Below are 12,831 nucleotides of genomic sequence, written 5' to 3'. Positions count from 1 at the left end.
AAATAAATATCAATGGAAAATATAACTTTTTGGCGTTATCAGATTATCAATACAGGAACAATGGAAACTCCTTTTTATGGAGTACATGAAGTTTATTTCAACGAAAAAACTGGAAAAGTTATTATGTGGACAGAAGATCCAGTTGCTTTAGATAATTACGAAGATCCAGAAGAATTAAGAAGTGATTTGGAAAAGATTTTATCGGATATTAAAAGACAACCAATTTTATTAGAAGCCGACCTTAAAAAGAATTTGCTGTGAATTGGTTTTTGGATAATTTGAATTAGTCAATACTTAATCCGTTTTAAAGTTATTCTTTTTGATTGTAACTGTCAGATTAAGTATTGACTAATTCAGATTAGTGAAAAATTTACTTTTAAATAGTGATGTGTTATTTATAAATGATATTTCGAAAGAAACTTATTTTATCAAAGTTGAAAATAGTTCATATAAACTCGTCGTTGAGTAGTTTTTTTATTTCATTATCAATTAGTAACTTTGTGAAGCCCTAATTGTGAAATGAATTATCCACCGTTTTTATTTATAAAAATTGTTTAATTAGAAATATAGCAGGTAAATCCTAAAGTAAATGTGATGTCATATCATAAGTATATTTTGAATATACCATTTTTAGGGACTGCTCTTAATAAAGCTCCTAAATTTAGGAGCTTTTGTATTATGAAAATTTTTCAGTCGTCACTTCCTCAGACTTCTCGTTTCTTCAAAACGCTTGTCATTCGTTGCTTCTTTGTTCAAAATTTTCTTTCATATACCCCTCTTTATTATATTAGACCCGCTTCTTATAGGAAGTTTTTTATATATACCAAACTAAATTTTGAGAAAATACTAATGTAAATATGATGTCGCATTATAAGTACGGTTTTCCGTAATATTTCCAAGCCTTATATATTTACTTTTATTGCATGGATATTAAAGAAGTTATTTTCAGGCTTTTTTAAGAGAGGATTAAATCAGAAACAAATTTCTGAAAAATTGATTTAACTTGAGATAAAATCAATGCCGGATTGTAATCTGTAAGAGCTAGAGGAAGAATTGGAGAGAGTAAAGGGTATGTGAATGAAACAATTTCTAAGTTTTAAATGTTTATAGGGATCTAACAAAAGCTCTGGAAGAAATTTATAAACCACTGGGACTGGCTAGGGCAATTTTACCACTATGCAAAAATTCTTGATAATCATACAAATAAAGAAACAAACAAGATGGCAGTTAAAAAATAATATTTGCGTAAATAGATTGCGTAGTAAGGGCGTATTTTTGAATTAAATAAATTAATAATCTACCTAATATCCCCACAAAATGACAGACAAAGATAAAATTGAAACACTTTTTGAAATTGCTTCAACTGATTTGCCCATTATTAAAAATCATTTAGATGTTATTGTAAAAACTTTAGCTGATTTAATCCAATTATATAAAAATGAAATAAATCCTGACCTTGATTTTGGTGAAGCTTATATTGAAACTTTAAATATCAAAATTTTATTAGCAACAAATACCGCATTACAATTGGCAAATGGTCAAAATCTAAAAGTGCTAGACAAAGAAATTCAAGTTATAGATATTTCATCATTATACGTTGTTGCGAGAACTATTATTGAATGTTTTCTTACAATTGAATATCTGTTTATAAATGATATTTTGCAAGCTGAAAGAGATTTTCGATTTAAGTTATGGAAAATAGCGGGTTATATGATGAGACAACAGGCTATAAACGATTCAAATAAAATTCATTCTGCAAAGATAGAATCAGAAAAAGAAGAAATTGATAAACTAAAAAAAGATGTAAAAGAGTCAGAATTTTACTCCCAATTATCAAAACAAGAAATTTGGAAATTGGATGCTTTTGGAATTCCGAGAACATTAAGTTGGTCAAAATTACTTAATAAAAGTAGTATTAATAATAATTTACTCGATGGCTATTACAAACTATATTCAAACTACGCTCATTCTGAATTCGTTTCCATAATGCAGTTAAAACAAATGAACCTAAATACAACAAGTCCAGTAGCAATAGATAATCTAACTTATACTTTAAATAATATTAGAATTATTAATTGCGTTGTAATAAACTTGTTTTTACAAAAGTTTGACCAATCTAAAGAAATCTATGAGAGGTTTGATGCTAAAACAAAATATATCATTGACTTCTGGAATTCTTTCGCAACAAAGTAAAAATAATTATAGAATATGATTATTTTTAATTGCAAAGAAAAAATTCCAAAACTGGTTCAAAAGCGATTAGTACAGAATATTATGTGAAATACATAGATAGAAAATATTATGAATTTTTAGAAATCAAATTAAATAATTTGAAAACATGCAAAAATTATGGAGAAAACTGAAAAACAAATTAGACACGAATCTTTAGTTGAATTTCTTTCAAACTTTAGTCAATATAAAAGTGAGGGAAAACCAAGATTTAAAAAACAGAAAGACTCAATAATACACTCAAAATTATGTAAAATTGACACAAACGATATAAATGGAGCTGTTATGGTTTTTGTTGATACTCTAAATCTTTATGGTGGCTCAAATGCAGATGTAAATCTATATGAATTGCTTCAAGCATATTTACAAGTTCCTGATTACAGAGAAAAATTCAATAATTTAGTATCGGAAGCTAAAAGTTTTAAAAAAGAAAATAAATAAAAACTGCCGAAAACAGTGTATTAGCAATATGCGGAATTAATTACAAAGTTGAAATATTTGTAATATTTATCTGTCTCTACTTTACATATTGTTTTTTTATTTAATTTAATGAATCCGAAGAAAGTATCGGCTTAGCTCACTCTGAATTGAATTTTCAGATAAGTTCAGTCCGCAATTCATCAATTAATTACAACCAATTAAAAACCGTGAAAATAAAACAAAAACAACTTCAACAATTTGCTTTTTTAAACAAGTATCTTGAAGATGATAACGAAGAATTTTTAGAGTTAATTGCACCACAAATTGGATTTATAGTGTTTGACTTTAACTTGCTCGAAGAAAGGTTGACTTCTTTCATTTGTCAAATAATTAATTATAATAATGATGCAAAAGGATTAATTATCACACATAATATGACTTATGCATCCAAAGTAGATTTATTTGATAGGTACTCAAGCTATACGCAACATATACTTAATAAAAACATTGAATCTCATAAAAAATTTATTGAAGATTTGAAAGAAAGTGGTAGACTTAGAAATATGGTTGTTCACGCCGAATGGAATACCGTTGATGAAGAAAATTACACATTTGTAAAATTAAGAACTACAAAAAACGGTTTAGTACAAGAGTTTGCACAACTTGATTATGATTCTCTAATTGATGTGAGAAATAAAATTATAGAAACTCATAATTATTTTGATGATTACGAAGAATTTTATTTACAAATAACAACAATATAATTTTGGAGTCTGAATAATAGCTGTAACATTAATAATTAAAAAGATTGTCACAAAAAAATAAAAATATTAAAATGAGTAAAGAAAAACTAGGTTGGAAAAGTGGAGTGAAAAGTGGAGCTGTCATTGGTAGTTGTGCCACAGTAGGAATGTTGGTTGGAGGTCCTATAGGTTTAGGTGTCGGCACAGGTGTTGGAATTGCAATTAATTTTCTTAGTATAAATAAAAAAAAATGAAAATAAGCCACCTAGAAAGGATAAATATAGAATTTAAAGATGTCAAATAACGATGAATGAGCATAATCACGAAACTGTAAATATCGAATTATCTAACGATGTAATTTATCTTTGGAATGAAAACGATAAATCAAAATATTCAGAATTAAAAAAAGAGCTACAGTATTCAGAAGATCTAGTTACTTTTTTATCTAGATATCAAAAAGAAAGATGGGTAGCTGATTCTATTGACTATATTGAAATAACTGAAAATCCTAATGAATTACATATTGATTACACAATAAAATTTTTTAGCGGTTGTAGAGATTTGGATGCAGAGGATGGCGATTTTATAGTTGTCAATTATAAAATTAATTTGGAATCCTGTGAAATCGAAATAATTGGAAAATCAATTCCTGAAGAGCGTTCTACTTTTGAAGAATTTTAATAATAATCTCATAAATGATCAAAATAAATTTTACGCAGTGCGTAAAGCCAAAAGTTGGCAGTAATTTTAAAAAGACAACAAATATGACAAATGCAAAATGAAACCTACATTTTTTATTTCATCTACAATCTACGACTTTAGAGACTTACGATCTTGTATAAAATGGTGGTTAGAAGAGTTCGGCTATAAGGTCAACGCTTCCGAATATAATGATTTTGATAAGCCGTTAGATGAGAACTCTTATGAATCTTGTTTAAGGGCAATTGACAAATCTGACTATTTTATTTTGTTATTAGGAGAACGGTTTGGCGGAATTTATGATAAGGACATTTCAATAACACAAATGGAATACAGATATGCCTATCAAAGAATGTTAGAAGGTAAAATAAAACTCATAAACTTTGTAAGGCAAGATACTCTTACAAAAATGGATGTCTACAAAGAAAGCATAAAAGACCAAACTATAGATTTAACAAAATTCGACAAAGCGAGTAAGGAAAAACATAGAATTCATTTATTCATACAGGATGTACGAAGGGTTAACGATATGAAAGATGGAGGGACCCCTAAGAATAATTGGCTTCACCAATTTAATGGATTCCCTGAAATACAAGATGTAATAAAGGCGGAACTTGATGACAGAATTGGGTTAAGTTATAAAACAAAAAGATTTATAATTACTGAGGAACTAATCTCCAATTTAAAAACATATTTACAGAGGGATGCTAAATTCGGTCTAGTACCAAGAGGATTTATTAGTGAAGAATTGTTTTCTGGATTTAAATTGGACCTAGATACTCCGACTATCGAACTTACACGAATGCAACAAACAAATTTAGGAGTTTTCTATATTACCTTTTGGCAATCTAGAAAAATGCAGACTTCGAGAATAGAGAATATATATAATGAGGGTTTTTTTCTAGAATACGACAATGAAACGAATGATTATGTTTCGCAAGATTTTAATCGCCTTGCATCTTCAGTATTGAATTATTATACGTTAATAAATAATTTACACAATAAATTATACGAAAATTATGCTGAAGTTATTGTTCAACTACAAAGCAATTCACAACGGAAAGCACGTGTTAGTGCAAGTTTAATTGTAAATTCTATCCGGTTCTGTGAAAGTTTAGTTAATTGTATGAAGTTTTCAAGAAATCTTTATAGAAAGCTCTATCATATGGACTACGAAATTCCAAAACATCAACAAAATTTGAAAATATATCCAGAAGAAAGTTTGGCTGACCCTTCTGAATTTGCAAATCACGAATCTATTTTAGAATATTTTAAAATATAATTAATGGGATTAAAAATTAGCACAATAGCAGCTTTACCTGAGAACACAGAAAGAAGCTATTATTTATACATACTTGACTACTATAATTGGGATGAACCAATTAGCAATACTTTGCGAAATAGCTTTGACAAGCTCGCTGTTTTTGCGGCTCAAAATGATGCCGTGGTAATTCAAGGTTTTCCAGAAAGTCATTTTTATTCAGAATTAATGTCGTGGGAATCCGTAAATGGAGTTGACCCGAAAGAATTACTGCCTGCTTTAATGATTACAACAATTCATCCGAAGTATTTTTTAGATGGTAATAACAAACAGCGAACTGAAGGCAAGGTTCCTGAAGACAAACTAATTTTTATTGAAATTAGAGAAGTTTGTAAGTCACCGCAAGACGTTGTGAGAATTATCGAAAAAGTATTACAAGACATTAAGGATAAAAGGGAAATCAAGGATTTTAGAGTGAAAAAGGAATTGAAAGGAGGAGTTGGAAAAATATTAAACGATGCTCTTATCCTTGAAGCAGATATTTATGGAAAAAGTGTGAGTAAAAAATCAATATTAAAATTTCTTGATGGAAACGGATAGAAGCAAATTTAAAAACTATCATAAACATGGGTTTCCACATCAGACGGCAGGTATACAAACTTGGTGCTTTGTACTTTGAATGAATATGAGTGATAAATTAAAACTTCTATTATTTTTTATCAAGGAATAAAAAATTAATTTCAAAAAACGATCAGAATAAAATTTTATATTAGTAACATACATGGATTTATGAAAGTTATTAAATTAAATTTACGCAATACGTAAATTTGAAAATTATACATCATCTTAATGAAGCGACCAACTCAACATGTAACCGAGACAATTTCACACCGAATTTTTGAAGACTTAATTCCAGTGGAATGGGTTATTCGAGAGATTAAACCCGATTATGGTATTGACTATTTAATTGAAGTTTTTAAATCTGGTCAATCGACAGGAATTACTTTTTTCGTACAACTGAAAGGAAGCGAACAAAAAATTGTGAATGACACGTTTGAAAAGCAGTTTGATATTGATAATTTGAATTATTATGCATCCCTGGCACTACCGGTATTAATAGTATGTGTTTCAACGACAACAAAACAAACTTGGGGGATTTGGGCAAACAAATTAATTAAATCTCTAAACCTTAGACCCGAGCAAGAAACTGTAAAATTGAAGTTCGATTCTGAAAATTTAATTAAAGGTGAGTACTTTAATCAAATTGAAGGTGAGTTAAAAATAATTTCTCAGTATGGTCTTACAATAACATCAAACTCTGATTTAGGTAATATTCTTGGAGCCAACATCGGAAAATTTATTAATCATTTCTACCCAAAAACATTTGCACTTAATAATTCATTTTTACCTAAACATTATAGCTTACAATTTTTGACACGTGGGGGAAATCATTTTCTTTTGTTGGATGGTCCGTTCTTCAACAAAGAAATTGAAATCGAAAGTTTTGACATCGAGAATCCATTACTTCACAGACCACTTTTTAATGCAGATGATATAAATATTACAAATGCTAAAATTCTTAAATTACTGGTAGTTGCGTTCGCAAGAGAAAATTTAAATGGTTCCTTGAAACTTTTAAGAAAACTCATAGAAAAAGATTATTTTAGTATAGAAGAGGACGCAATGCTTTTTGACCCTTTAGGGACTTTACAATCATCTATTAATCAGGATTTACTTCTTCAGTATAACGAAATCACAAAACTAATAATAAGAAAAAAACTCTTTGAAACTTTTCTTTTTATTGATGTAGCATACTTTGTCCATAGCAAAAATTATAACGAACTCTTTTATCTAAGAACTGAAAATTTAAAATTAGCAATTCAATACTCTGAATATTCCCCAATAATAGGAAATTGTTATTATAACCTCGGAAATATTGAGAGAGGCTTATATAACACTGATGAAGCAATCAAGTGTTATTTCAAAGCAAGAAAGTATCTACCAGACTACGAAAGAAGAAAACATTGGTGGAGAGAACTGGCAGGGCTTTTATTTATTAAAGGTCATTATAAGCTAGCCGAATTGTTTTATACAAAATCAATTGAATTAGTTGAAGAAGATATTCAATACAGGTATTTTAGATTGGAACAGATTCTACCAAATCAAGAAGCAATTGTCTTTGCCCTGATTGGTGATTGTTTGCTTCTCCAAGGTAAATTTTCAAAAGCAAACGAATGGTTTGACAAATTTTTTGAACAACATAACAGCTATAGCTATGAGTGGTATTTAAAAAGAGCCATTACGGACCGATGTATAAAATTAGGACTTGATGGCAAAAAAATAGAAAGTGAAAAATCGATAGAACTTTATGAAAAGGCTTTGGAATTGAATGACTTCAAACTTCAAATTATAGAATTTACTAAGGCTGTAGAACTTAACCCAACAAATGATCTTGCCTGGTTTAATCTTGGTGTTGCAAAAGACAAAGAACAGCAATTTGAAGATGCATTTTACTGTTTCTTAACCGCAGGACTTCTCCGGGACGGAGACAAAGAGGCTCAATTCAACGCTTTGTTAATTGCATTTACACAGCAACAACATGAATTATGTTCTCTTGTTCTACATTTTATAGTTGAAAAGCATGGTGAATTTGTAAACAACGATTTATCTGACTATTTTATGGGTAAACCAATTCCATTCAATGTAAAACGGTTAATAACTGAGGGCATTGTGAAGCTGACAGAAGAAATAAAGAAAGTAGCAGTTAAAAAATAATATTTACGCAAATAGACTGCGTAGTAAGAGTGTATTTTTGTATTAAGTAAATTATAATATACCTAATATTAATGCAAAATGGCAAACAAAAATAAAATTGAAGATAATTCTTCGTTTGAAGAATTTAGAAATAATTTAAAGGGGGGAAGTCAGTAAAAAAAATTGTATCATTCTTAGCACCTTTTAGTTCACGAGCTAAAGAAATTTTAGATGCTTTTGAAAATTTTGATGAGATTGAAAAACAATTCAACGAGATTTCCAAAAGTCCTGACCAGTTTAATAATTATTTCAGTGGACTTGGCTGGATTGCTCACGAGTCAGGTAATCACGATCTGATTATGGAATGCATTAATTTGGCAGAATCTGACAATATAAAAGCAGCTGAGGAGAAACTAGCCGATCACTATACTTCCGAGGAAATACAATGGCTGATAACTTCAACATATGGTGTTCCTGAGTTTAGAAAGCGAAATAATTTAATTAATGCAGCCTTTGAAGATACAAAAGCTGAAAGATTTTACTCTGCCATCCCATTACTTTTAATGATTATTGATGGTACTGTTAATGACATCAGTAAAAGCAAAGGCTTTTTTGCGGAAAATACTGATCTTACTGCGTGGGATTCTATTGCTGCACATAGTACCGGTCTCTCCAAACTTAGGGACATTTTAAATGTGACACGAAAGTCGACAACCACTGAAGAAATATTTTTCCCCTACAGAAACGGAATATTGCATGGAAGAGATATTTCTTATGCTAATAAATATGTTGCAGGTAAAGCATGGCTAACATTATTTGCTATTAATGATTGGGCAAAAGCTTTGCAAAAAAATAAAGAAAATCCACCTAAAGAGACTAAACAGCCTACACTGAAAGAGGCACTATCAGACTTAAAAGAAACTACTGATAAATACAAACTGCAGAAAGAAAAAAGAGCGGAAACTGATAAATTCATGAATCATTGGAAATCAAGAAAAGCTATTGCAAACGTAGATTTTCCTGCTCAGGGATTAGAGGAAGAATATACAGAATTTACACCAGAGCGAGATGCTGTTTACTTTTTAACCAGTTGGCAAAAAAATAATTACGGTCAAATGGCTAAACAGCTTTGTTTATTTTCCGATGAATTTAATATAGGTAAAGAAGCAGGAAGAGTACGAAAAGTTTTTGAGCAAAAGAATCTCAAAACCTTTGAAATTCTATCAGTTGAACATCAAGCGCCAGCAATTGCAGAGGTAAAGGTAAAAGTAATTGTATTATTTAACGAAATAGAATATACAAAAGAAATAATGTTGCGAATGCTTTACCAAAATGAGCAACGAGAAAATATGGTGTATGGTCAAAGCGGAGGTGTTTGGAGGTATATGGATTCTTTCTTTTTTCATAAAATTGAAATGCTGGACTGGGATTGTTAAAAATTAATAATTTTAATTATACATTCATTTATATAAATATTATCTCAAAAAACGATTATAAATTACATCTTTGTGAGGTTTTCCTTTAATAATTGTAAATATCAATGAAAACGTATTTATTCCTTGTTACACTAGTCTGATTGAGAAAACTGTGAAAATTTAAAAATCTATTTTTTACATCAATTACATCATTTTTTACCATTAACAAGTTTAAGAAATGAGATTAACAAATATTTTAAAATGAAAGAAACTGATATCCAAGTATTCTCTAAAACTGATAATTTAAGATTATATATTATTGAGCATACTCTTCATATTGAGACTTTAGTATCTGAAGCAATTGAGCACTTATTGGGTATTGATTATAAGACTTCAAAATCTTTTGGATATGGTTCTTCAGCCTTATCTTTTAATCAAAAAATACAAATTATTCAAGATATTAAAGGAATAGAATCTGAAATGACGAAAAAACTTTCTTGTTTGATGAATATCCGAAATAAATTTGCTCACTTACAAGAAATTGACTCCTTTGAGAACTTATTTACTTTAACAAGTGTTGGTAAAGAGATTGAAAAACAGTTAGTTAAATGGTATTCTCTCGATGAAATGAAGGTGTCTGATGATGAACATAAATTTAGATTTTTTAAGCTCGCTGAAGAAATCACTTATATGTTGATTTTATTACAAGTTGAAACGAGAACAAAAAATAGAGTTCTCGAAATTGAACGAGAATTTACAGAAGGAAATCTTAAATCATATGTTGAAGTAGTTTCTGGATTAGAAAATGCTAGTGAAATTCAATCTAAAGTATTTGCAAAAACTTCCGAAAAATTACCCCATTTGAAAATTGATAGAAAATAGTAAAACAAAACCTCAAAAAAACGATCAAAGTAAATTTTAAATTAGTAGCGAAAATAGCTTTATGAGATTTATATAAATCGAATTTGCGCAATGAGTTAATTTAGAATTTAACAGAAATATTAAAATACAAAACTTATGAATCAAGATTTTATAGATAGTGGAATTGAAGGCGAAAATTTTGTTTTAAAAATTCTTGAAACTTCTTATTTAAAATATTGGTTATATCCAAATCCAAAAGATGAGAATGGCGATAAAAAAGAAATATGTGATGCACTCATTTTGTTTTTCGATACAGCTATTATCATATCTGTCAAAAATTATCAATGCAAAGGAAATTATGATAGATTTGCAAAAAAGGTAATTGAAAAATCATCTAAACAATTGTTTGGTGCGGAACGAAAAATATTTAGTTTAAATGAGCTAAAAGTGATTCATCCTACAAATGGAGAAACTATCATTAACCCTAAAGATTACACAAACATTATTAAAATAACCGTAAGTGTAGGTGAAGATTTTGAAAACTATGAATTTATTGATTATGATGAAAATAAAGGAATCATTGCCATACTAAATAAAGATACGTTTCAAACTCTTGTTAAAGAGTTAGATACAGTAAAAGATTTAACTGAATACTTAAAATCAAGAGAAACTCTTTTACTCAAAAATCTAAACAAAAAATGTAATTGTAAGGAAAAAGATCTTCTTGCTCATTATTTGAGTAATGCAAGAGATTTTAAGAAAGAACTTTATATAAATTTTGAAGAAGAAACTTCAAAACTAAAAGGAAAATGGGAAATTTACGATAAAGACAAACAAGTTTTATTAAAGAGACTTGAAGATGAAAAGAGTTATTTTATTGATGAATTAATAAAAAATGACGTTTTAAAACTGACTAATGGTGAATTATTAGCTAAAGAGCTTATGACCTTGAGTAGATTTGAAAGAAGAATAATCGCACAAAATTTGTTTGAAATAGTGAACAAATATCAAAATGAAAAAGATTTTCTAGCAAGGAGATTTACAACATATAACGACATAGGCTTTCTTTTCATTTATTATCCAATAGAAAGACCTCAAAACGAAATTGATAAGATATTAGAACTTGCTCAACAAATTTATGCTTATAAATACGACTGTAAAAAATTAGTTTTATTAGCAGCTAGTTTAGGACTTAAACAGTGGAAGTTTGGTTTATTTCAATCTACTGAAGTGACATCAGAAGCAAAGATATATTTAGAAAAATTAATTAAAGCCTTTGGATGGTTTACATCAGAAATGGTAATAAATAGAAATATTAAGGAATATCCCAATTAATAATTCTTATAAAAAGGTATTTACAAAACTTTTATAATAGTCTTATTAATTCTCACAAAACGATTTATGAATTAAATAAAAAAAGCCACCCTTTTGACCACCCTAAAAAGTAAAAACCTCTGAAAATCAAATGATTTCAGAGGTTTTTTGTACCCAGGACCGGGATCGAACCGGTACTCCTAAGAACTGGTGTTTGAGACCAGCGCGTCTACCAATTCCGCCACCTGGGCTTGATGTTTACTCCAAACATGTTGTTTGTTTCAAATTGGTGTGCAAATATAGGAACTTTTTTCAATGTTCAAAAGCTTTTTTGAAAAAAAGTTTTAAAAATTAATCTCCAAACCATCGTAGGCAAGGTGCATTCCGGCTGGAAGTAGTTTATCTTCAATATCATGCAGGCCTAAATGATGACTGATATGAGTTAAAAATAATTTCTTAGGTTTTAGCTCTTCAAACAGTTTAATCACATCGGGAAGGATAAAATGAGCTGGATGTGGATCAAATTTCCTGATACAGTTTAAAATCAAAACATCAAGATTCTTTAATTTTTCCTTTTCCGTATCAGAAATAAAACCTGCATCTGTAATGTAGGCCAGCTTTTTAAATTTATATCCGAAGACACTTATTTTAAAATGGATCACTTCAATAGGGGTGACTTCTGTATCCAAAACCTGGAATGGCTTGTTTTCAATCTCATGAAGTTCAAAAGCGGGCGCACCGGGATACCTTACATCGGCGAAAGCATAAGGAAAACGGTTTTTTATCTCATGGGCAACCCTCGAATAACAATAGAGTGGGACATCTTTTCCACTTTTAAAAATAAGCGGGCGCATGTCATCAAGCCCAATCACATGATCATTATGTTCATGGGTAATGAGTGCAAGATCTACAGTATGTTCGTGGTTGGTAAGCATTTGCTGCCGAAAGTCCGGACCACAGTCGATAAGTATTTTTTTATTTTCATCCGTTGTTACCATAACGGAAGAGCGAAGACGTTTGTCTTTTGGATTTTCGGAAATACACACCTCGCAGGTGCAGCCAATAACGGGCACACCCTGGGAAGTACCGGTTCCTAAAAATTTCAACTTCATTTTGTTTTGAGGTTGGTTTAATT

13 protein-coding genes and 1 tRNA gene are annotated in these 12,831 nt (G+C 29.6%); 12 read left to right on the top strand and 2 right to left on the bottom strand.

Going from position 1 to position 12,831, the window contains the following annotated elements; genetic code table 11:
- Positions 1-12: 12 nt before the first annotated feature.
- The 12 genes from H5J24_RS15725 (at position 13) to H5J24_RS15670 (ending at position 11,717) form a co-directional block, all read left to right on the top strand.
- Positions 13-261, top strand: a complete 249-nt coding sequence (locus H5J24_RS15725) for a hypothetical protein (RefSeq protein ID WP_068942027.1) — start codon at positions 13-15, stop codon at positions 259-261.
- A 1,056-nt stretch (positions 262-1,317) separates the two neighbouring features.
- On the top strand, positions 1,318-2,193 hold the full coding sequence (locus H5J24_RS15720) for a DUF5677 domain-containing protein (RefSeq protein WP_068942029.1): 876 nt from the start codon (positions 1,318-1,320) through the stop codon (positions 2,191-2,193).
- Positions 2,194-2,349: 156 nt separating this feature from the next.
- Positions 2,350-2,670 (top strand): hypothetical protein, encoded by a 321-nt coding sequence (locus tag H5J24_RS15715; RefSeq protein WP_068942031.1) that lies wholly within the window; start codon positions 2,350-2,352, stop codon positions 2,668-2,670.
- A 206-nt stretch (positions 2,671-2,876) separates the two neighbouring features.
- Positions 2,877-3,413, top strand: a complete 537-nt coding sequence (locus tag H5J24_RS15710) for a hypothetical protein (RefSeq protein ID WP_068942033.1) — start codon at positions 2,877-2,879, stop codon at positions 3,411-3,413.
- 44 nt (positions 3,414-3,457) lie between these two features.
- Entirely contained in the window at positions 3,458-3,646 is a 189-nt protein-coding gene (locus H5J24_RS15705; protein ID WP_232815655.1) for a hypothetical protein, read from the top strand.
- 52 nt (positions 3,647-3,698) lie between these two features.
- Positions 3,699-4,073, top strand: a complete 375-nt coding sequence (locus H5J24_RS15700) for a hypothetical protein (RefSeq protein ID WP_068942037.1) — start codon at positions 3,699-3,701, stop codon at positions 4,071-4,073.
- A 97-nt stretch (positions 4,074-4,170) separates the two neighbouring features.
- Complete coding sequence (locus H5J24_RS15695) at positions 4,171-5,373, top strand: DUF4062 domain-containing protein (RefSeq protein ID WP_068942038.1); 1,203 nt, start codon at positions 4,171-4,173, stop codon at positions 5,371-5,373.
- Positions 5,374-5,376: 3 nt separating this feature from the next.
- Complete coding sequence (locus tag H5J24_RS15690; protein ID WP_068942040.1) at positions 5,377-5,952, top strand: hypothetical protein; 576 nt, start codon at positions 5,377-5,379, stop codon at positions 5,950-5,952.
- 249 nt (positions 5,953-6,201) lie between these two features.
- Positions 6,202-8,127 (top strand): DUF4365 domain-containing protein, encoded by a 1,926-nt coding sequence (locus H5J24_RS15685; RefSeq protein ID WP_068942043.1) that lies wholly within the window; start codon positions 6,202-6,204, stop codon positions 8,125-8,127.
- 353 nt (positions 8,128-8,480) lie between these two features.
- Positions 8,481-9,542: a hypothetical protein gene (locus H5J24_RS15680; RefSeq protein WP_232815654.1), complete on the top strand. Its 1,062-nt coding sequence runs from the start codon at positions 8,481-8,483 to the stop codon at positions 9,540-9,542.
- A 240-nt stretch (positions 9,543-9,782) separates the two neighbouring features.
- On the top strand, positions 9,783-10,403 hold the full coding sequence (locus tag H5J24_RS15675; RefSeq protein ID WP_068942046.1) for a hypothetical protein: 621 nt from the start codon (positions 9,783-9,785) through the stop codon (positions 10,401-10,403).
- A gap of 135 nt (positions 10,404-10,538) precedes the next feature.
- Entirely contained in the window at positions 10,539-11,717 is a 1,179-nt protein-coding gene (locus H5J24_RS15670; protein ID WP_068942048.1) for a hypothetical protein, read from the top strand.
- A 150-nt stretch (positions 11,718-11,867) separates the two neighbouring features.
- Here H5J24_RS15670 and H5J24_RS15665 read toward each other — a convergent pair.
- Both H5J24_RS15665 and H5J24_RS15660 read right to left on the bottom strand, forming a co-directional pair.
- Positions 11,868-11,947, bottom strand: a tRNA-Leu gene (locus H5J24_RS15665).
- 93 nt (positions 11,948-12,040) lie between these two features.
- The gene (locus H5J24_RS15660; protein ID WP_068942050.1) at positions 12,041-12,808 is read right to left on the bottom strand and encodes an MBL fold metallo-hydrolase; all 768 of its coding nucleotides are present in this window, start codon (positions 12,806-12,808) and stop codon (positions 12,041-12,043) included.
- Positions 12,809-12,831: the final 23 nt, after the last annotated feature.

The organism is Chryseobacterium capnotolerans (genome assembly GCF_021278965.1).
GTDB classification, from domain to species: domain Bacteria; phylum Bacteroidota; class Bacteroidia; order Flavobacteriales; family Weeksellaceae; genus Chryseobacterium; species Chryseobacterium capnotolerans.
The sequence above is the reverse complement of the archived record's forward strand: the minus strand, read 5'-3'. Positions and strand labels throughout refer to the sequence as shown.

Coding starts and splice junctions, on each gene's coding strand:
- H5J24_RS15725 (WP_068942027.1), top strand. CDS start 13: ATGGAAAATATAACTTTTTGGCGTTATCAGATTATCAATACAGGAACA.
- H5J24_RS15720 (WP_068942029.1), top strand. CDS start 1,318: ATGACAGACAAAGATAAAATTGAAACACTTTTTGAAATTGCTTCAACT.
- H5J24_RS15715 (WP_068942031.1), top strand. CDS start 2,350: ATGGAGAAAACTGAAAAACAAATTAGACACGAATCTTTAGTTGAATTT.
- H5J24_RS15700 (WP_068942037.1), top strand. CDS start 3,699: ATGAATGAGCATAATCACGAAACTGTAAATATCGAATTATCTAACGAT.
- H5J24_RS15695 (WP_068942038.1), top strand. CDS start 4,171: ATGAAACCTACATTTTTTATTTCATCTACAATCTACGACTTTAGAGAC.
- H5J24_RS15690 (WP_068942040.1), top strand. CDS start 5,377: ATGGGATTAAAAATTAGCACAATAGCAGCTTTACCTGAGAACACAGAA.
- H5J24_RS15685 (WP_068942043.1), top strand. CDS start 6,202: ATGAAGCGACCAACTCAACATGTAACCGAGACAATTTCACACCGAATT.
- H5J24_RS15675 (WP_068942046.1), top strand. CDS start 9,783: ATGAAAGAAACTGATATCCAAGTATTCTCTAAAACTGATAATTTAAGA.
- H5J24_RS15670 (WP_068942048.1), top strand. CDS start 10,539: ATGAATCAAGATTTTATAGATAGTGGAATTGAAGGCGAAAATTTTGTT.
- H5J24_RS15660 (WP_068942050.1), bottom strand. CDS start 12,808: ATGAAGTTGAAATTTTTAGGAACCGGTACTTCCCAGGGTGTGCCCGTT.